Below are 20,308 nucleotides of genomic sequence, written 5' to 3' on the forward strand. Positions count from 1 at the left end.
CCCTCATTCCCACCAATATTTGCGCCGCTGGGCAGTGCCGGTGCTAACCTCGTTCATGGTTTTGGCATCATAGAGCCGCCCGCCCAGCATCACCTGGTCGATCTTGTCCGAATTGTGGATGTCAGCCGAGGGGTCGGCATTGAGCACCACAAGATCGGCCAGCTTGCCCGGCTCGATACTGCCGATGTCCTTGTCCATCCCAAGCGAACGCGCGGATTCGATCGTGCCGGCGCGCAGCGCCTCGGTCGGGCTCATCCCGCCGCGCGCGAAGCTCCACAGCTCCCAATGCGCGCCGATGCCGGCCTGCTGGCCATGCGCACCAATGCTGACCTTGACGCCGCGCTCCGCGATCTTCTTCGCTTCGCGTGCCGCATCGTCATCGACGAACGCCCAGTCGGGTGCCTTGGTGCGCCGCGCCGTTGCGGCGAGCAGATGCTTGGGGCTGGTGTGCACCATCAGCGGGTTGTCGAACACATCGGTCGCCTGGCGCCAATAGGGATCACCTGCCAGGCCGCCGTAGGTGACCGCCAGCGTCGGCGTGTAATTGGTCTGCGACTGGCCGAACAGCTGCAGCACATCCTCATACATCACTTCGCCCGGGACGTTGTGCTCAAGCGTGGAATTGCCGTCCACGATCAGGTTCATGTCCATGCCGAACAGCGAGCCGCCCTCGGCCACCACCAGCATGCCTTCATCGGCGGCGGCGCGCGCCACCATCTGGCGCTGCTCGCGCCGCGGCTGGTTATAGTTCTTCACCGAGATGCCGCCTTGCGCCTTGATCCGGCGGACATGCTCGAGCGCATCCTCATAGGAGTCGATCCGCGCATAAACGCTCGGAGATTTCGCGCCGTAGATGATCTCGCCGGTCGAGAAGATGCGCGGGCCGAGCGTGAGCCCGGCGCGCTGCCGCTCGGCTGCGGCGAACACCATGCTCGCATCGGAGGACGGATTGTGGATCGTGGTGACGCCCATGGCGAGGTCCTGGATCAGCGCCCAGTTCTGCTGCGGGATCAGGTCCCCGGTGCCGTATGGCCCGTGCGCATGCGCATCGACCAGGCCCGGCATGATCACCTTGCCGGTAACGTCGATCGTGGTCGCGCCTTCGGGCACCGTCAGCGCGCCGGTCGGCCCGACCGCGGTGATCCGGTCCCCTTCGATCACGATGGTGGCATTGTCGATCGCACCGGCGCCATCGCCCGCCATGGTGAGCACGCGCGCGCCGATCAGCACCAGCGTGCCCGTGGGCTTGGCCGCTTCGATCGTCAGGCCGATCGGGATGCCTGCCTCTGGCGGAGTGAACCCATCGCCCTTGTCATCCTTGCCCTTGGGTGAGTTGCGGAAGAATTGCGCGGTCTCGGCGGTCCTCACTTCGGGGCCGATCGACCAGTTGAGCAGCGCACCGTCGCGCGACCAGCCGACATAATCCGCGCCGCCCTTGCTGACGCGGGTCACCGGCAGCGCGCCGCCCTTTTCTCCCACGTCGACCGGCTTGCCGCCCGGCATCAGCGGCATGGCAAAGACTTCGTAATTCTGCCGGAACGCAACGGTCTGCCCATCGGGCGATACGCGGAAGTCGTTGGCGAGTTCGCCCTGCGCATGGGTGCGGCGATCCTCGCCGTCGAGATGGGTCGAAACGAGCGCCAGCTTGCCGCCCGCGTTCACGCTCATGAAGATGCGATCGTTGTCTGCGCCGAAATGCGGGTCCGATCCGTCGCGCGAAACGAGCTGCATCGCCCCGCCTGCCGCAGGCACGGTGTAGATGCCGGGGTTCTCCGAATATTCGGGCGCGGTCAGATAGCCGCCCTCGCGCTTCTCGAACACGATAGTGGCGCCATCGGGGCTGAATTGCGGCATCGCGTAATGCCCCGGCTGGCCCGTCACCACGCGCGGGTTGCGGCCATTGGCGTCAGCGACGACGATCTCGCCCAGCCGCTCGTCATTCCAGCGGATATAGGCAAGCTTCTTGCCGTCGCGGCTGAAAGCGGGCCACAGCTCGAGCGTGTCGGAGCTGTCGCGGGTCAGCCGCGCAGGAGCGTCACTGCCGCGCGCGCTCTTGGTGTAGAGCCTGCCCATGCTTTCGAACACCACGCGGCTGCCGTCGGGCGAAAGCGTGGCGAAACGCGGCATGGCGGTGGTGAAGCTGTCCGGCGAAACCTCGATCACCGGGTGCGGCGCATCGGCGACCCCGCGGGTGTCGCTGACGGTGAAAGGAATTTCCGCGAGGCCGGTGCCGTCGGCACCGATGCGCTTGAGCTTGCCGCCTGCCCAGAACACGATCGACTGGCTGTCAGGCGTCCAGTCCATATTGGGATAGACGCCATAGACCGCCCAGGTTTCCTGCATGTCGAGGTCGAGATCGCCATAAACCATGCGTTCGGCGCCGCTGGCGATGTCTTTCACCCACAGCTGGCTCTGGTCCTTGTCGCGGCGGACGAAGGCGATCGACTTGCCATCGGGCGAGGGCGTCGGGCGCACTGCCCCGCCGAAGCCTGAAACCGCGGTGGTCACTTCGCCGCTGGCAATGTCATAGCGTTCGATCGCGAAGATCCCGGCGTTCGAATCCTGCGCGTAGATGAAGGCATTGCCCGGCGTGGTGTTACGAGTGAAATAGACCGCGCTGCCATCGGGCGCGAATATCGGCTCGCCGATTTCCTTCTGGAATTGCGGATTGGGCCGTTCGGTCAGCTGGACGCCGCCGCCGCCCGAGACGTGATACATCCAGATTTCGCCCGTGCCCGCCGAACGCTGGGTGGTGAAGTGCTTCTTGGCGACGATGAAGCGCCCGTCGGGGCTCCAGCTTGGCTGGTTGAGCAGGCGGAAATCTTCCTTGGTGACCTGCCGCTTGTCCGAACCGTCGGCATTCATCACCCAGATATTGTCCGCGCCGGCGCGATCCGAAGTGAAGGCGATGCGGCTGCCATCGGGCGAGAAGCGCGGTTGCACTTCCCAGGCCAGACCTTCGGCAATGCGGGTCGGCGTTCCGCCGGTGATCGGCATGGTGTAGATGTCGCCCAGCAGGGCGAAAGCGATCGTCTTGCCATCGGGCGAAACGTCAACATCCATCCAAGTGCCTTCGCTCGTCTCGATCGGCACTTGCTTGATCGTCGCACCCTTGGGCGCTTCGACGTCCCACTTCTCGTCCTTCTTCTCCCCGCCTTCGTCCTGCGCGGCAAGCGGCGTTGCGACGAGTGCGGCACCGGCAAGCAGCACGGCGGCAATGGAACGGGTGCCGACAAAGCGGCTGGTGGCAGTGCGACCCATAGATGGTTCTCCCCTTGAACAGGCGGGGAGTCATAATGGGCCGCGCGAATTATGCCAGCGCGCGAACGATCATTGCGCAACAGGGATCGATGAATGGCGAGCGGCTAGCGCCGTCTTATCCGTACACCCCCCGCTTGGGGCCCAGATAGCCGAACAGGTAGGCACCCACCTTGCGCATCTGGATTTCCTCCGCGCCTTCGGTGATGCGATAGCGGCGGTGGTGGCGGTAGATATGCTCGAACGGCTTGTGCCGCGAATAGCCGATCCCGCCATGCACCTGCATCGCGCGGTCGGCGGCCTGGCACACCAGCCGGTTCGCCCAGTAATTGCACATGCTCACCTTGTCCGAGATGGTCTTCTCGATCATCTCGTGCGGCATGTTGTCCATTTCCCAGGCGGTCTTGTAGATCAACAGGCGCAGCATCTCGCATTGGGTGGCAAGTTCGACCAACGGGAACTGGATCGCCTGGTTCTTCGCCAGTTCCTCGCCGAAGGGCTTGCGTTCGCGGGCGTATCGCACGCTTTCCTCGACGCAATAGCTCGCCGCGCCGAGCGAAGAAGCTGCCTGGCGAATGCGGTTCTGGTGGACGAAGCTTTGCGCCAGCGCGAGCCCGCGCCCTTCGACGCCAAGGATCGCGCTGTCGGGCACCCAGACATTGTTGACCGACAGGCGCGGGTGGTCGGTCGGCATGTTGAAGGTCCACATCCATTCCTCGATCTCGAGGCCGGGCGTGGGGTTGGGCACGAGGAAGCAAGTGATGCCGCTCGCATCGCCAGCCTTGCCGCTGGTGCGGGCGAACATTGCGCAATGGGTGGCGACATGCATGCCGGTGATCCACATCTTCTCGCCATCGATGCGCCAGCCGTCGACCCCGTCGCGCGTCTCGCGAACCGCGCGCGTGCCCATATGCGTCGCGTCCGAGCCGTGGTTGGCCTCGGTCAGGCCAAAGGCGACCCGCCGCGTGCCCTCAAAGCCGCCAAGGATGAATTCCTGTTTCTGCTCTTCGGTGCCGAATGTCTCGAACATGGCGACGAAGGGGAAATTGCCGACGATCGAATGTTCGTTCTGCAGATCGTTGTGCAGGCCCAGCCCGCGCGCAGCGAAGCGGTCGCGGATCACCGCCATCCAGAGGTTTGAACCGTCCTTGCCGCCATATTTCTTCGGCGCGGAGAAGCGCCAGTGGCCCGCTTCGTCGGCCAGCTTGCGCGACTGGCGCAGCAGGTCCTCCCATTCGTGGCGCGGCAGCCCGCCCTTCTCCCAATCGGTGCGCGCATGTTCGCGGCGATGGTCGAAAAAGCGGATGTTGTCGTCCGCTTGCTCGAGCGGGACGATCTCGGTCTCGATGAACTTTACCAGTTCGGCGTAATAGTCCTCGAGTTCCTGCGGGACGGTGAAATCCATCAATCCTCTCCTGTCCATTGGCGCCGGGCAACCGCGAGCGCGGGGTATTTGGGCATGTCGACCGCCAGCTTGTCGAGTGCGGTGCGGCGCAGCTGCGCGAGCAGCCCGGGTTCGGCCAGCCTCCGCGAACCGTCGAGCAGCGCGCGGGCGAGCGGCGCATCGACCGGGTCGACCTTCGCGGCATAGTCGCGCGCGATGATGCCGAGTGCGTTGCGCGCCACCGCATGCTGGAAGCGGTCATGGCCCTCCATCCGATCCTTGACCGTGGCGAGCCATTCGGAAATCGCCGTGGCGAGTTCGCCCGCCGTTGCCTCTCCCGTGGGAGGCGGCAGCGGCGATGAAGGTGGCAGTACCCGCTCGCGCTCGGCCTGCGGCGCCTCGCTTTCGAGGAGAAGGAGCAGGTCGAGCTCCTGCTCGCTGGTCCGGCGCGAGATGATCGCGCGCTCGACCGTGCGGTCGGCGCCTTCGCGCCAGGTGCGCCCCATGCGCCAGCAGCCGAGCGCCCACCAGCACGTGCGATAGACCAGCCACCAGTGGAAGCATGCAGGATCGACCGGTCGGCCACCGGCTGCCTCATAGGCGGCGAACAAGTCGTCGAGGCTTGCCAGGCCCGCAGCCGGGCGATCGATCCGCGCGAAACGCCACACGGTCATGCAGGCGTAGGCGAGATCCTCATGCGGATCGCCGAGATGGGCGAGCTCCCAATCGAGCACCCCGGTGAGCTCGCGTCCCGCGACCAGCACATTGCCGAGCCGATAATCGCCATGGATCAGGGCCGGATCGGTCGGTGCGGGCAAATTGTCTTCCAGCCAGCGCAGCGCCAGCGCCACGACCGGGCGGTCGCCGCCTGCTTCCTCGAACTGCGTGCGCAGGCCCGCCACGCCTTCAGCCGGATCGAGCGTAGGCAAGCCTTCGGGCAAGGCGTTGAAGTCAACGCCGTGGATCCCGGCCAGCTCGCGCGCAAGCTGGCCCGCGAGCTTTTGCCCCTCCGCGTCACCCGCATTGTCTGCAAGGATCGTGCGCGGGTCGGGCGTGCCGGGCAGCGCGCGCATGACGAAGCCGGTCCCGAGCCCGTCATCCGGCTCCAGCTCGACCACGATCTCGGGCGCCAGCACGCCCACTGCATGGACCGCGCGGATCGCCGCGGCTTCGATGTCGTGGCCGATCGCACGGCCTTCCATCATTGCGGCGGAAGGCGCGCGGCGCAGCACGAAATGCTCGCCGCTCGCTTCGAAGCGCCAGCTTTCCATGGTTGCACCGCCGGTAAGGCGCGTCATCCCCGCAGGCGGACCGAGCCCGACCCGCGCCAGTGCGCGGGCCAGGCCCGTTTCGAGTGTGCCTGCTTCCGCCCCGCTCACCGCAATAGCGCGATCAGGCGGGGACGTTGTCTTTCCGCACGGTGATCACCTGCGGATAGGTGAACTCCTTGAGCCCATCGAGGCCGTATTCGGCGCCGAAACCCGACTGCTTGTGGCCGCCGAAAGGCGCGAAGGGCGACAGGTGGAGATATTCGTTGATCCACACCGTGCCGGTTTCGAGCTGCTCGGCGATCTCGACGCCTTTCTCCGGATTGCCGGTCCACACCGCACCGGCGAGGCCATAGTCCGAATTGTTGGCGCGCTGGATCACTTCGTCCTCGCTCGAGAACTTCATCAGCGGCATGACCGGGCCGAACTGTTCCTCGGCCACGATCCGCGCGTCTTCGGGCGGATTGTCGAGGATGGTGATCGGCACGTAATAGCCGGTGCCCGACGGATCGACCTCGCCGCCGACCAGGAACTTGTAGCCATGCTCCTTGGCGTCCTCGATCAGCTCGCACACGCGATCGAATTGCTTCTTGTTCTGGATCGGGCCGACGCCGGTGCCCTGTTCGGACCCGTCGCCCACCTTCACCGTCTTGGCATAGTCGACGATCGCCTGGCTCAGCTCGTCATAGATATCCTCGTGGATATAGATGCGCTTCGCCGCCACGCAGATCTGCCCGGCATTGGAGAAGCTGGACCAGAACAGCTGTTCCGCCACCTTCTTCGGATCGGCATCGGGCAGCACGATCGAAGCGTCATTGCCGCCCAGTTCGAGCGTGATGCGCTTCAGGTCGGCGCTGGCGCCTTCCATGATCTTCTTGCCGGTCGCGGTCGAGCCGGTGAAGGTGATCTTATCGATATCGGGGTGCGAAGTGATCAGCGGGCCAAGGCTGTCTTCGCCGGTGATGATATTGACCGTGCCTGCCGGCACCTTGTCCGCAATCAGCTCTGCAATGCGCAGCGTGGTGAGCGGAGTGAAGGGCGAGGGCTTGAGCACGATGGTGCAGCCGCTCATCAGCGCGGGCACGATCTTTTGGATCGCCATCATGACCGGGAAGTTCCACGGCACGATCCCGCCGACCACGCCCACCGGTACGCGGCGGGTGCGGCTGAGGCGCTGGTCGCTGTCTTCATTGACCACGTCTTCCAGCTTGAGCGTCGACTGCCCGGCGGACATGCCGACCGCGCCGAAAATTTCGCCCTTGGCCTGCTCGTGCGGCTTGCCCTGCTCGCTCGTCAGCAGGCGAAAGAGTTCATCGGCATTGTCCTTGATCGCGTTCGAAATCGCCATGCAGGCCGCCTGGCGCTCTTCGAACGACGTGTTCTTCCAGGTCTTGAATGCGCGGCGAGCCGCAGCCACGGCCTGGTCCAGCTCGTCCTTGCCGCATTTCGGCACCTGGCCGATCACTTGCTCATTGGCGGGATTGACTACGTCGCACCATTCGCCGGTCGTGACCATCTTGCCGTCGATCAGGTTCTTATACTGGGTGACCATGGGAGCCTCTCTCTTCACATTCTCGTAAGGGGATCTGCGAGTCGCCAAGATGGGACTGGCACGCCCGCAGGGCAAATGTTTTCGCCGCATTTTATAGGCATTGCGTCGCCTTGCCGCGCCTATCCATTGCGCTATGCAACCCAAATCGCCCAACCGCCGGGCAGGGTTAGCGCGCATCGGCTAACCATTTCTTTGCCATGTCGCGGCATTGAGCGATAAAGCATGGTGCGAATGCGCGCAGACAGGGGAATTGCATGACCAGCCCGTGGACCATCGGGATCATCGGCGGATCGGGGCTCTACGCGATCGAAGGGCTCGAAGACGCGCAATGGATCGCGATCGAGAGCCCGTGGGGCAAGCCCAGCGACGAAGTGCTGTGCGGGCGCATCGGCGATGTGCGCGTGCGCTTCCTGCCGCGCCATGGCCGCGGCCATCCGGTCTCGCCGCGCGATCTCAACGCCCGCGCCAATATCGACGTGCTCAAGCGTGCCGGCTGCACCGACATTCTGGCGATCTCGGCGGTCGGATCCTTGCGCGAGGAGATTGAGCCGGGCCGCTTCGCCGTGGTCGACCAGTTCATCGATCGCACCACTTCGCGCGAAAACAGCTTCTTCGGAACCGGGCTGGTCGCGCATGTCTCCATGGCCGACCCGGTCTGCCCGCGCCTGTCCGAAATGGCCGCAGCCGCGATCGCCGGGGCCAAGGGCAAGGTTGCGACCGGCGCGACCTACCTCGCAATGGAAGGCCCGCAGTTCTCGACCCGCGCCGAAAGCCGCATGTATCGGGAATGGGGTGCAGACGTGATCGGGATGACCGCCATGCCCGAAGCCAAGCTCGCCCGCGAAGCCGAGCTGCCCTATGCGCTGGTAGGCATGGTGACCGATTACGACTGCTGGCGTGAAGGCGAAGCGGTCGACGTGGCGCAAGTGATCGCGCAAATGCAGCTGAACGGCAAGCTGGCGCGCGACATGCTGGTACGCTTCATCAATGTCCTGCCTGAAGCGCGCGAGCCTTCGCCGATCGATTTCGCGCTGGAAGACGCAGTGATCACCGCGCCCGACAAGCACGACCCGGCACTGCTGGCAAAGCTCGACGCGGTGGCCGGAAGGTTGCTGAGCGGCGCCTAGGCCTGCGCGACTTGCGCGAAGTGCTCCAGCACTTCGGCCATGCCAACCACATCGCCATATTTGGCGTTCATGTCGAACAGATTGGCGCGATGGACATCGTCGTGCCGGTCGCCCACTGCCTCTTCCACCACGATCGGGATGAAACCGTGCTGGCAGGCATCGACGCAGGTCGCGCGGACGCAACCGCTGGTTGAAAGCCCGGTGATGACCAGGCTGTCATGCCCGCTGGCGGTAAGCGTCGAAGCGAGCGAAGTGCCGAAGAATGCGCTGGCATATTGCTTCGAAATCACCAGCTCGTCTGCGCGCGGCTCCAGCCCGCTTGGCCAGGCGCCGAACTGGCTGCCACGTACGAAACTGGAAAGCGCGCCGATCTTCTGCGCGAAGCGCCCCCCGTCGATCATCGAGGGATGGAATTCGACATTGGTGTAGATCACCAGCAGACCCGCCGCGCGGGCGGCATCGCGCAATTGCAATGCCGCCGCGAGCGCAGGCTCGACATCCGCATAAAGCGGGCTGTCCTTCGCGAAATAGGCTTCGACGAAGTCGACCAGGATCAGCGCGGGCTTTCGCCCGAACCCGATCCGTCCTTCGAAGACACCGGCATAATTGCCCTTTGCGCCTTCCGTGCTCACCCGAAGGGACCCTTTCGCGTTGTTCGGCTTAGAACTTGTAGCCTAGTTCAACCCCGAAACGACGCAACCCTCCAGGCGAGATGAACGACCCGCCAAACTCGACCGCGGTGATCACTTCGTTGAGATATTTCTCGTTGAGGAGATTGTCCGCGAAAGCGGTGATCGACCAGCTGTCGGTCTCGAACCCGACGCGCAGGTCCATGACCGAGAATTCGTCGCGCCGCGAAATCGAATAATCGGCGTCGCCGACAAAGGCCGGCAGCTCCAGCGCGGAGCCGGGCAGCAGGCCGCTGAACAGCGTGGGGTTGGGATCGTCCTGCAGCGTGTGGAACCAGGTCGGGCCGGTGATGCGGTAATCCGCACGTGCCACGAAATCGATCGTGTTGGTCACCGGCAGGTCAAGCTGGGTGCCCAGGTTAATCGTGTAATCGGCGGTATAGGGCGACTTGTTGCCCACCGTGACCGGACGCGAGGCATTTTCCTTGATCTCGCTTTCGGTCACATTGGCTGAGCCGAACACGCTCCAGCCCGGCATGATCTCGGCGCTGAGGTTGAGCTCGGCGCCATAGACCTCCACCTCGTCGATGTTGGAGACCACGCGCAGCAGGCCGAAGGGACCAACGAAGAATTCGAAGAACTGCATGTCGTCGATCGTGGTGTAGTAACCGGCGAGGTCGAAGGTGACCGCACCGCCGATTTCACCCTTGATCCCCGCTTCGAACGCGCTCGACTTTTCCTTGCGGTACTGGTCTTCGATCAGCACGCTGGTGCCGATGAACTGGTTGAAAGCGGAATCGACGATCGCCGCCGAACCCTGGTTGTTGAACCCGCCCGATTTGAAGCCGATCCCCCAGTTGGCGTAGAAATTGACGTCGTCGCTCAGCTCATAGCGTAGCGAAATCTTGGGCTGCAGCTGCTTGAACTTTTCGGACTGGTCGGCAATCGGCTGGACTACGCCGCCCACCACTGCCTGGCCGGGGTTGATCGGCCCGCCGGTGAACGGATCGAACACGGCGGGGACAAGGCTCGAGACCTTGCGATCCTCGATATCGTAGCGCGCTGCGAGTCCGAGTTCGAGGCGATCGCTCACTTCGAAATCGGCCGACGCAAACACCGCATAAACATCGGTCGAGAAGTCGTCATTGAAGAGCTGCGTGGTCGGGTTGGCTGAGCCCGGCGCGTTGTATAGCTGGCGGGTGATCCCGTTGCCCAGGTCCGCGCCCAGGCTGACGCCCACATCGCGATCGATGTGCAGGTAATAGGCGCCGATCTGCCAGTCGACATAGCCGTCGCCATTCGATGCCAGCCGCACTTCCGCGCTGAAATCGCTCTGCTGGCGGATCTGGTATTGCGTACCATCGCAAGTCGTCGGGCTGTACGGCCCGAAGGTCGAGCCATTGGCCGGTGCGAAGATAAACGGCACCGGGATCTGCCCGATAAAGGTCGGCGCATTGAGCGGATAGCCGGTCAGCTGCGCGGTCGAGGCGAAACAGGCGGCATTGGCGGCCGCCAGGTCGCCGGTCGCAGTTCCGGTGAAGTCGAGGAAGCGTGCAAAGTCCGCCGAGGTGCCGTCAGCCGTCAGCGACTGGTCGACATCGCTGTAAAGTGCCCACGCCGTCAGCGTGGCGCCTTCGAATTCATGCTCGATCTTGGCCGAAGCTTCGAAGGTTTGCTGCGCGTTTGTGGGCCGGATGTTCGAATAGAAATCGAACGGATGCTCGTTCACATCCTCGAAGAAGGCCGGATCGACGGCAGCGAAATTGGGCAGGTGGAAGGCCGCGTTGAAGTTGATCGAGGCGCCCTTGAGATCGGCATAGCGCGCCTTCACATCCAGCTCGGTCGCCGGCCCCAGATTGGCGACAAACCGCCCGTCGATCGACCACACTTCCTGGTCGTCGATCGTCTTGGAGTCCAGGAAGCGGTTACGGTAGAAGCCGTCGGTGGTGGAATAGCTGCCCGAGATAACGAAACCCGCACCATCGCCTACCGGCGCGGAGACAAAGGCCGATGCCTTGTAAGTCGAATCCTCAGCTGCACTTACCTTGACCCCGCCTTCCAGTACTTCGCCCGGCTTGAGCGTCTGGATCACGATCGCCCCGGCCGCCGCGTTGCGGCCATATAGCGCGCCCTGCGGGCCTTTGAGGATTTCGATCTGGCGCAGCGTGCCCTGGTCCTGGTTCAGCTGCGCCGTGTTGGTCTTGAGGATTCCGTCAACCACCAGCGCAACCGAGCTTTCCGCGTCGCGCGCGCCGTTGATCCCGCGGATGTTGATCTGCGTGTCGCCGGCCTCGGCAGTGCCGGTGACGATGGTAACGCCCGGGGTCAGCTGGACGAATTCGTCAGCCGTCTGGATGCCGGTCTTCTCCAGCGCGTCGGCGGTGAACACGGTGATCGCGGTCGGCACCTCGGCCAGCGTTTCGTTCTGGCGGCGGGCAGTGACGATGATCGCGTTGCTTTCCTCCGCCTCTTCGGCGCCAGCGGCATCCTGTGCCAGCACCGGCGTTGCAGTAAAAAGGGCACCAATGGCGGCGCCCGATGCAAGAACGGTCTTGAAGTTCCTCATTTTCAGTTCTCCCTGAACTGTGTGTTTTCGCTCAATCGACGCTGTCAGGTCAGGACGTTGGCGCCGCTCATATAGACATAGACTTCCTGGAATTTCGGCCCGTCCGCCCCCGGACGCAGCCGCCAGAAATTGGTGTTGTAAAGCAAGGTCACATTGCCATCAACATCGTGCAGCTCGGCGGTAAAGCAGGCCGCGATGCGCCCGTTCGCTTCGTCCACCGTGCAGGTGAAATCGCGATGGATGATGGTTTCGTAAGCGCCGAAGAAATCTTCGAACATGCGGCGGATTTCACCTTTGCCGGCATGGCGGGTGAACGCGGTCTGGACGCAGAACAGCGCTTCGTCATGGAAACAGTCGAGCGTCGCTTCCATGTTCTTCGCATCGACATTGGCGAAGTATTTCTGGGTCGCGAAGTCGATCAGGGCGGCCCGGTCAAGCGTGGGTTCGTACTGCATCAGGCGTCCCCTTCCTTCAGCAAGCTGTCGCCGCTCATGTAGACATAGACGCGGTGGAACAACCGGTCCTTCAGATAGAAGCGGTTGCAGTTTTCATAGCGTAGCTGATCGGCGCCATCGGGGGTAATCAGCACGGTGAACTGGCTGCAGATCGCGTTCGTTTCCGGATCGGCGGTGTGGACGAAATTGCCGTGCCAGATCTGCTCGAAATCGGCGAACAGCTTGACGAACATCGCCCGGATCGCCTCGCGCCCTTCATGCACTGTGTTGCTGGTGACCTCGGTCAGCACCGCATCGGGCGTGAAGCAGTTGAGCACCTTGTCGAGGTTCTTGTTGTCGACCCCGTCGAAATAGCGCTTGGTCACAATGTCGATGTAAAAGGGATAGGGCAGCGGCGCCTGTCCGGATCCGCCTTCGCTCCAATCGCTCATCAATACCACCCCTTTCGGATGTCTGCTTGCTTGGGCACTTCGGGTGCGGGAAAGGCCTTCTTCGAATGGGTCAGGCCCAGCTCGATCTGCGTTTCGAGCAGCTTGTAGGCAACCTGCCCCGGGTTCAGCACCGGGATCGGCAACTGGCTGTCGAGATAGGCGGCGCTCTGGTGCATGGTGGTGGAGCCGAGCACGATCACATCGGCCCCGTCTTCCTCCATCGCCTTTTCCGCTTCGGCCTTGAGCTTGCCGAACACCACCTCTTCCTTGCCTTCCAGCAATTCGGTGACATCGGGCCGCGTGTCGATCGACCGCAGCGAGGCGACCCGATCCCACCAGCCATATTCGGTCAGCGTCTTCTCGTAGAGCGGGAACCACTCGGGCCACATGGTCAGCACAGTGAACTTCTTGCCCAGCATCATCGCCATCGCGAAGCTCGCCTCGCCCGGGCCGACCACCGGGATGCTCAGCGCGCTGCGCAAGGCGCGCATGCCGCTGTCGCTGACCGTGTCGATCAGCACACCGGCATATCCTTCTTCCTCGGCAGTGATCCCGGCCTGGAATACGGTCCAGTCCATCAGCATGGTGTCGTGATAGCTGTCGCCCAGCGCCGCACCCCAGCGCACCGCTTCGAATTCGGGCTTGAAATCGGGGCGCACGAAGTGCTCCGGCAATTGCTCGGCCCGGTTGGCAACGCCAGCCTCATCCATCGGGATCGGCACGATGACCTTGATACGGTTCATGTCACCCAAATCCGCTTCCTCGCGCTCAGCAACAATGGCCGCAACACCCTTGCTTCCCATGTTTGATATTGTATACAGTTGAGACAAGTCAAGCCCCAAGAGCTAAGAATGACAAAAGCTTCCGATCGAGCTTATGAAACTATTCGAGCGATGATTCTCTCAGGCGAACTCGCCTCGGGAGAACAACTGAGCGAAGAGATGCTCGCCGAGCGCTGCGGCGTCTCGCGCACTCCGGTTCGCGATGCTCTCAGGAGGCTGGAATCCGAGCTCTTAGTGCGCAAGAACAATTCGCAGCGCAGCTTCGTGGCCGACTGGTCTTTGGGTGATGTGGCAGATGCGTTCGAGCTGCGGGCGATGGTGGAAAGCTACGCGGCCAGGCGCGCCGCGGAGCGTATGGACAACAAGACGCTTAAAGCACTTCGTGATTGTAATTCAGCTATTTACAGGGCAACTGCACATGGCAGGCCCGATGTCCAAGCTTTCCTGGATCACAATAAGAAGTTTCATGAGATTATTCTTGAGGCGGCTGATTCGCGGCGCCTCAAAAGCTTGCTCGGTGCTCTGATCGAACAGCCGGTTGTCTGGCGAACCGCACAACACTACGGGATCGATGCATTTAGCCGCTCCTACACCGAACATGAAGACCTGCTGGCGGCATTTGCGCGTAGGGATGGGCCATGGGCCGAAGCCATAATGGCCGGTCATATTCGCCGCGCGTACCATGTCTACGCCGATGCACATCGGGGCCTTGCTCGACTGGATCGGGGGGTTGCATAACGAAATGTATACAAATGTTTCCTCCATCGAACTGGTAGAAGTCGGCCCGCGCGACGGGTTGCAGAACGAGCCCGACATCATCTCGACCGAGGTGAAGCTGGCGCTGATCAACCGCATGCTCGACTACGGCGCGCGGCGGCTGGAAGTGGCGAGTTTCGTCCACCCGCAGCGGGTCCCGCAAATGGCCGATGCCGAAGCCGTCATCGCCGGCCTGCCCGATCGTGCCGACGCGACCTATATCGGGCTGACGCTCAACAAGCGCGGCGTGCTGCGCGGCCTCGCCACCCGCGACGGCGGCAAACGTGGGATCGACCAGGTCGGCTGTGTACTGGTCGCCAGCGACACCTTCGGCCAGAAGAACCAGGGGCAGACCATCGCCGAAGGTATCGCCGAAAATCGCGACATGATCCGCTTTGCCAAGGCCGAGGGGATGCGTGCGCAGGTTACAATCAGCGCAGCCTTCGGATGCCCATTCGAAGGTGAGGTGAAACCTGCGACAGTGCTCGCCATCGCCGAGGAAATAGCGGCGGAAGAGCCCGAAGAGATCGCGCTGGCGGACACGATCGGCGTCGGCATTCCGGCACAGGTGAGCGAGCTGTTCGCAGAGCTCGGCGAACTGCTCGAAGGGCGGATACCGATGCGGGCGCATTTCCATAATACGCGCGGCACCGGCATCGCCAATGCCTGGGCGGCGTGTCAGGCTGGTGTGCGGATCTTCGATGCCTCGCTCGGCGGATTGGGCGGCTGCCCCTTCGCCCCCAAGGCGACCGGAAATATCGCGACCGAGGACCTTATCTACATGATGGAGCGTTCAGGCATCGACAGCGGCGTCGATCTGGATGCCGCCATCACCACCAACCGCTGGTTCGCCGAAAGGCTGGGCCGCGAATTGCCATCGATGGTCGCACGCGCGGCCTGACGAAACCGAAGCCACGGAGAGATTATGACTTACAGGCTGGGCGTCGATGTCGGGGGAACCTTCACCGATCTGCTGCTGTTCGACGAGACGAGCGGGAAATTCTGGCGCCACAAGACGCCATCGACCCCGCATGACAGTTCCGAGGGCATCCTCAACGGGGTGAAGGCGATCACGGCGGAAGCCGGAGTGTCCCCCAGCGATATCTCCTATTTCCTCCACGGCACGACCGTCGCGACCAATGCGGTGCTCGAAGGCAAGGGCGCCAAGGTCGGCCTCGTCACCACCGAGGGCTATCGCGACATCATGCAGATCGCGCGCAGCTTCGTGCCGGGCGGCCTTGCGGCGTGGATCGTGTGGCCCAAGCCGACCCCGCTGGCACATCTGGAGGACACGGTCGAGGTACCCGGCCGTATGGGAGCCGATGGCAAGGAAATACGCCCGCTGGACGAGGCTGCGGTGCGCGCCGCGCTGCGCAAGCTCAAGGCTAACGGCATCGAAGCGCTGACGGTCAGCCTGATCAACGCTTACGTTAACGGCGCGCATGAGAAGCGCATCGGCGAAATCGCAGGCGAGGAACTGCCCGGTATCCCCGTCTCGCTCAGCCATGAAGTCCTGCCCGAAATGCAGGAGTACGAGCGCACGCTCTCGACCGTCGCCAATGCGGCGGTGCGCCCGGTGGTGAGCAAATATGTCTCCAACCTGCGCACCAAGCTGGAAGACGAAGGGCTGCAGGGCAAGCTGTCGCTGCTGCGTTCGGACGGCGGTTTGATGAGCAGCCAGAAGGCCGAGGAGCATCCGGTCAACATCCTGATGTCCGGCCCCGCCGGCGGGGTGACGGGCGCGCTGTGGGTGGCGAAGAACGCCGGCTTCGAGAATATCCTGACGCTCGACGTCGGCGGCACCTCGACCGACGTGGCGCTGATCGAAGGGCTTGAGGCACGCCGCGTGCGCACCACCGATGTCGGGCACCTTTCGGTCCGCGCGTCGGCGCTGGACGTGAAGACCGTGGGCGCGGGCGGCGGCTCGATCGCCCATGTGCCCGAACTGACCAAGGCGCTACGGGTCGGGCCGGAAAGCGCGGGCGCGGTGCCCGGCCCGGTCGCCTATGGCAAGGGCGGCACGCTGCCGACCGTGACCGACGCCAATGTCGTGCTGGGCTACCTCCCCGAAAACCTCCTGGGCGGCAGCTTCAAGCTCGACCGCGAAGGCGCCAAGAAGGCGGTGCAAACCGTGGCCGATGCGCTGGGCGTGGGGCTGATGGAAGCCGCGCGCGGGATCATCGATATCGTCAACGAGAACATGTTCGGTGCGCTGCGCATGATCAGCGTGCAGCAGGGCTATGACCCGCGCGACTTCGCGCTGATGGGCTTCGGCGGGGCCGGCCCGCTCCATGTCAACGCCGTCGCGCGGCTCATGGGCAGCTGGCCCGCGATCAGCCCGGTCAGCCCCGGCGTGCTCTGCGCATTGGGCGATGCGACCACACGGATGCGCGCGGAAACCGCGCGCAGCTTCTCGCGCCTGGCGAAAGACGCCACCATCGCTGACCTTGAGGCGGTGCTGGACGAAATGGCGGCGCAGACCCGCGGCGAGCTGCTGGCCGATGGCGTGCCGGAAGACCAGATCACCGCCCAGTTCGAAGTCGACATCCGCTATGCCGGGCAGGCCTTCGAAGTGCCGCTGACGATCGACAAGCAAGTGTTGGAGGCGGACGGGATCGCAGGCATCCTGGCGCGCTTTGACGAAGAGCACCTGCGGCTGTTCACCTTCAACATGGATACCCCGCACGAAATCGTGAACCTGCGCGCGGTGGCGCTGGGCCAGGCGCCCGACTTGCCCGCCGCCGAATTGCCCAAGGGTGACGGCGATCCTTCCGCGGCCAAGATCCGCGATCACACGCTGTGGATGGACGGCAAGGAACAGGCCGCAGTGATCTATGACCGCAGCCGCCTGCGCCAGGGCGATGTGATCCCCGGCCCGGCGATCATCACCGAAATGGATTCGACCACGCTGGTCGAAAGCGGCTGCGTGGCCACGGTCGACAAGGTCGGCAATATTCTCATCAACCCCCAGGAAACCAAGAGCGCGGAGGGCTAAGCGATGCCGGCACAAATCATCGAAACCAATCCTACGCCCTTCAAGAAGGTCGCGATCGATCCGGTCACGCTCGACATCATCGAGAATGCGCTGCGCAATGCCCGGATCGAGATGGACGCGACGCTGGTGCGGACCGCGATGAGCCCCGGCATCCGCGAGCAGGGGGACGCCTTCCCGCTGATCGCAGACCCCAAGGGCAAGATGATCGTGGGCCAGTTCGGCAGCTTCATCGACGGCTTCCTCAAGGGTTTTGACGGCACGCTGGAAGATGGCGACATGATCTTCCTGAGCGATCCCTATTCCTGCGAGGGCGCAATCAGCCACTCGAACGACTGGCTAGTGCTGCTGCCGGTGTTCAAGGACCGCCGCCTGATTGCCTATACCGCCATGTTCGGCCACCAGAGCGACATCGGCGGCATGGTGCCCGGATCGATGCCGATCGGCGCCAGCTCGATCTTCGAGGAAGGGGTGCGCATCCCGCCGGTCAAGATCTGGAAGAAGGGCGAATATAATGACGACCTGATGAAGCTCGTCATGCACCAGACCCGCAAGCCAGACTGGTGCCAGGCAGACTTGAACGCGCTGATCGCCTCGTGCCGCGTTGCCGCGCGGCGCGTGGTGGAGATGGCCGAGCGTTTCGGCGACGACGTCTACGTTTCGGCAACGCAGGAACTGCTTGACCGCAACTATCGCGCAATGAAGGCGCTGATCGGCATGGCGGTGGCCGAGGAGCCGGTAAGCTTCGAGGATTACGTCTGCGATGATGGCAAGGGCTTCGGGCCCTATAAGATCAAGTGCACCATGTGGCGCGAGGGCGACAAGGTCATCCTCGATTTCGATGGCACCGATCCGCAAAGCGCCGCTTCGATCAATTTCTATCTCAACGAGAACATGTTCAAGATGTTCTTCGGGATCTACATGATCATGGTGTTCGACCCGCAGATCCTGTTCAATGACGGGTTCTACGATCTGATCGACGTGCGCATCCCCGAAGGATCGCTGCTGAAGCCCAAATTCCCCGCCGCGCTATCGGGCCGCACCCACGCACTGGGGCGGATTTTCGACATTCTGGGCGGGTTGCTGGGCCAGAAAACCCCCGAATTCCTCAATGCGGCAGGCTTCAGCTCTAGCCCCCACCTGTTCTACTCAGGCTGGGACAACCGCGAGGCACACAAGGGCGAATGGTTCCAGTTGTTCCAGATCGGCTTTGGCGGAATTCCCGGGCGGCCGCTGGGTGATGGACCGGACGGGCATTCGCTATGGCCGGGCTTCACCAATGTCCCCAACGAATTCCTCGAGCGCTATTTCCCGATGCGTATCGAGCGTTATTCAACCGAGCCCGACAGCGGCGGCGCAGGCCTGCATCGCGGCGGCAACGGCATCCGCATGACCTATCGTTTCCTGGCTGACGGTCACATCGCGATCCATGACGACCGCTGGTTCGTGCCGCCTTGGGGCGTTAACGGCGGACATCCCGGGAAACGCGCGAAGAAGGTGCTGGAGCGCGCCGACGGCAGCACTGAAATCGTCGGCAACAAGGTGGAAGACGTGCCGGTGAAGGAAGGGGACCTGCTCCACTTCATCACCTGGGGCGGCGGCGGTTGGGGCGACCCGCTCGAACGCGATCCGCAGGTCGTCGGCCTCGAAATCCGGCAGGGGCTGGTCACCGCTGAAGGCGCGCGCGCCTATGGTGTTGTGGCCGATGCGGATGGCACGATCGATGCTGCAGCCACAGAAAAGCTGCGCAGCGAAATGAAGGCCGCGCGCGGCGAGTTGCCGCTGTTCGATTACGGTCCCGGCATCGAGGCGCTGCGCGCCAATTGCCAGGCCGAAACGGGCCTGCCCGCGCCGAAGCAGCCCGTCTGGAGACATTCCGGAGAGCTGCGGGAGGCGGCAGAATGAGTGGCGCCCTCGAAGGGCTCAGGGTGGTGGAAATGGGCCAGCTGCTGGCTGGCCCGTTTTGTGGCCAATTGCTGGGTGATATGGGGGCTGATGTCATCAAACTTGAACCGCCCGGTGCCGGAGATCCGATGCGCTTGTGGGGCCAAGGCCAAGAAAAGGTGCAATGGGAAGTCATCGGGCGCAACAAGCGTTCGGCCACCTGCAACCTGCGCGTTGCTGAAGGCCAAGAGCTTGCGCGCAAGCTTATCGCGACCGCCGATGTCCTGGTTGAGAACTTCAAGCCCGGCACGCTTGAGCGTTGGGGCCTGGCACCCGAACAACTGCACAAGGACAACCCGGGCCTGATTATTGCACGCATGTCGGGCTATGGCCAGGATGGTCCCTACTCGGATCGTGCCGGCTTTGGCGGGATCGGTGAGGCGATGGGCGGGTGGCGCTATATCGTGGGCGAACCTGATCGTCCCCCCGCCCGCATGGGGATTTCAATTGGCGACACCTTGTGCGCGACCTATGGCTGCATGGGCGTGCTCGCCGCCTTGCACAACCGCGAGAAGACGGGCCTCGGCCAAGTGGTCGACACAGCGCTCTACGAAGCCGTTCTCCAGGTCATGGAGGGACTTGTGCCGGAATATGATCGCAATGGTTACATCCGCGAGCGGGCCGGCTCGATACTTCCCGGCGTCGCTCCCTCAAACGTCTACCAATGCAAGGACGGGCATTTCATGATTGGCGCCAACAAAGACGAGATTTTTGCCCGTCTGGCGCAGGCGATGGGCCAGCCCGGACTCGCGACGGACCCGAAATATGCCACCCATATTGCCCGTGGCGAGAACCAGGTCGAACTCGACCAGCTGGTGAACGACTGGACCAGTGCCCATACGGTCGCCGAAGTCGAGCAAGCGATGATCGATTACTCCATCCCCGCCGGCAAGGTTTACCGAGCCCCGGAGATGATCGATGATCCGCATTTCCAGGCCCGCGAAGCGATCATCGAAGTCGAAACGACACGTTACGGCAAGCTCAAGATGCAGAATGCATTTCCCAAGCTCTCGCGGACTCCTTCGGGCGTGCGTCGTCCGGCACCTGCAGAGCCTGGGCAGCATAATCGTGAGATCTATGGCGAGCTTCTGGGCATCGACGAGCAGAAGCTCAGGGAATTGTCTGAAAAGGGCATAGTTTGATGACGGGCAAATCAAGCCGGAA

General features: G+C 63.3%; 15 protein-coding genes. 6 read left to right on the forward strand and 9 right to left on the reverse strand.

The window, feature by feature from the left end; translation table 11 throughout:
- Window positions 1-3: 3 nt before the first annotated feature.
- The 4 genes from VRS74_RS04515 to VRS74_RS04530 all read right to left on the reverse strand — a co-directional run bounded on the left by VRS74_RS04515 (window position 4) and on the right by VRS74_RS04530 (window position 7,462).
- A complete protein-coding gene (locus tag VRS74_RS04515) occupies window positions 4-3,261 on the reverse strand; it encodes an amidohydrolase family protein (protein ID WP_354144048.1) in 3,258 nt (1,085 codons plus the stop codon).
- A gap of 115 nt (window positions 3,262-3,376) precedes the next feature.
- Window positions 3,377-4,663 (reverse strand): acyl-CoA dehydrogenase family protein, encoded by a 1,287-nt coding sequence (locus VRS74_RS04520; RefSeq protein WP_354144049.1) that lies wholly within the window; start codon window positions 4,661-4,663, stop codon window positions 3,377-3,379.
- Window positions 4,663-6,021 carry a phosphotransferase gene (locus VRS74_RS04525; protein ID WP_354144050.1) on the reverse strand — a complete coding sequence of 453 codons (1,359 nt, stop codon included), beginning with the start codon at window positions 6,019-6,021 and terminating at the stop codon, window positions 4,663-4,665. Before VRS74_RS04525 ends, VRS74_RS04520 begins: the two co-directional genes overlap by 1 nt.
- Before the next feature lie 13 nt (window positions 6,022-6,034).
- Window positions 6,035-7,462: an aldehyde dehydrogenase family protein gene (locus VRS74_RS04530; protein WP_354144051.1), complete on the reverse strand. Its 1,428-nt coding sequence runs from the start codon at window positions 7,460-7,462 to the stop codon at window positions 6,035-6,037.
- Between the two features lie 254 nt (window positions 7,463-7,716).
- On the opposite strand from VRS74_RS04530, the gene mtnP reads away from it, so the two are divergent.
- Window positions 7,717-8,589: an S-methyl-5'-thioadenosine phosphorylase gene (gene mtnP, locus VRS74_RS04535; protein WP_354144052.1), complete on the forward strand. Its 873-nt coding sequence runs from the start codon at window positions 7,717-7,719 to the stop codon at window positions 8,587-8,589.
- Here the strand turns inward: mtnP and VRS74_RS04540 are convergent.
- Genes VRS74_RS04540 through VRS74_RS04560 form a run of 5 tightly spaced genes read right to left on the reverse strand, consistent with a single transcriptional unit; the run spans window position 8,586 to window position 13,473 of the window.
- On the reverse strand, window positions 8,586-9,221 hold the full coding sequence (locus VRS74_RS04540; RefSeq protein ID WP_354144053.1) for an isochorismatase family protein: 636 nt from the start codon (window positions 9,219-9,221) through the stop codon (window positions 8,586-8,588). The genes mtnP and VRS74_RS04540 overlap by 4 nt on opposite strands.
- Before the next feature lie 28 nt (window positions 9,222-9,249).
- Window positions 9,250-11,784 (reverse strand): TonB-dependent receptor, encoded by a 2,535-nt coding sequence (locus tag VRS74_RS04545; RefSeq protein WP_354144054.1) that lies wholly within the window; start codon window positions 11,782-11,784, stop codon window positions 9,250-9,252.
- Between the two features lie 44 nt (window positions 11,785-11,828).
- Complete coding sequence (locus tag VRS74_RS04550; RefSeq protein WP_354144055.1) at window positions 11,829-12,239, reverse strand: nuclear transport factor 2 family protein; 411 nt, start codon at window positions 12,237-12,239, stop codon at window positions 11,829-11,831.
- Window positions 12,239-12,670 carry a nuclear transport factor 2 family protein gene (locus VRS74_RS04555; RefSeq protein ID WP_354144056.1) on the reverse strand — a complete coding sequence of 144 codons (432 nt, stop codon included), beginning with the start codon at window positions 12,668-12,670 and terminating at the stop codon, window positions 12,239-12,241. Before VRS74_RS04555 ends, VRS74_RS04550 begins: the two co-directional genes overlap by 1 nt.
- Complete coding sequence (locus VRS74_RS04560; RefSeq protein ID WP_354144057.1) at window positions 12,670-13,473, reverse strand: aspartate/glutamate racemase family protein; 804 nt, start codon at window positions 13,471-13,473, stop codon at window positions 12,670-12,672. Before VRS74_RS04560 ends, VRS74_RS04555 begins: the two co-directional genes overlap by 1 nt.
- Window positions 13,474-13,521: 48 nt before the next feature.
- On the opposite strand from VRS74_RS04560, the gene VRS74_RS04565 reads away from it, so the two are divergent.
- The 5 genes from VRS74_RS04565 to VRS74_RS04585 are packed head-to-tail and all read left to right on the forward strand — an operon-like array spanning window position 13,522 to window position 20,286.
- Window positions 13,522-14,190 (forward strand): GntR family transcriptional regulator, encoded by a 669-nt coding sequence (locus tag VRS74_RS04565; protein ID WP_354144058.1) that lies wholly within the window; start codon window positions 13,522-13,524, stop codon window positions 14,188-14,190.
- Between the two features lie 4 nt (window positions 14,191-14,194).
- On the forward strand, window positions 14,195-15,109 hold the full coding sequence (locus VRS74_RS04570; protein WP_354144148.1) for a hydroxymethylglutaryl-CoA lyase: 915 nt from the start codon (window positions 14,195-14,197) through the stop codon (window positions 15,107-15,109).
- Window positions 15,110-15,133: 24 nt separating this feature from the next.
- Window positions 15,134-17,203 (forward strand): hydantoinase/oxoprolinase family protein, encoded by a 2,070-nt coding sequence (locus VRS74_RS04575; RefSeq protein ID WP_354144059.1) that lies wholly within the window; start codon window positions 15,134-15,136, stop codon window positions 17,201-17,203.
- Window positions 17,204-17,206: 3 nt separating this feature from the next.
- Window positions 17,207-19,105: a hydantoinase B/oxoprolinase family protein gene (locus tag VRS74_RS04580; RefSeq protein ID WP_354144060.1), complete on the forward strand. Its 1,899-nt coding sequence runs from the start codon at window positions 17,207-17,209 to the stop codon at window positions 19,103-19,105.
- Complete coding sequence (locus VRS74_RS04585) at window positions 19,102-20,286, forward strand: CaiB/BaiF CoA transferase family protein (protein WP_354144061.1); 1,185 nt, start codon at window positions 19,102-19,104, stop codon at window positions 20,284-20,286. Before VRS74_RS04580 ends, VRS74_RS04585 begins: the two co-directional genes overlap by 4 nt.
- The last annotated feature ends 22 nt before the right edge of the window (window positions 20,287-20,308 follow it).

This window comes from Altererythrobacter litoralis, from assembly GCF_036324225.1.
GTDB lineage: Bacteria > Pseudomonadota > Alphaproteobacteria > Sphingomonadales > Sphingomonadaceae > Erythrobacter > Erythrobacter litoralis_A.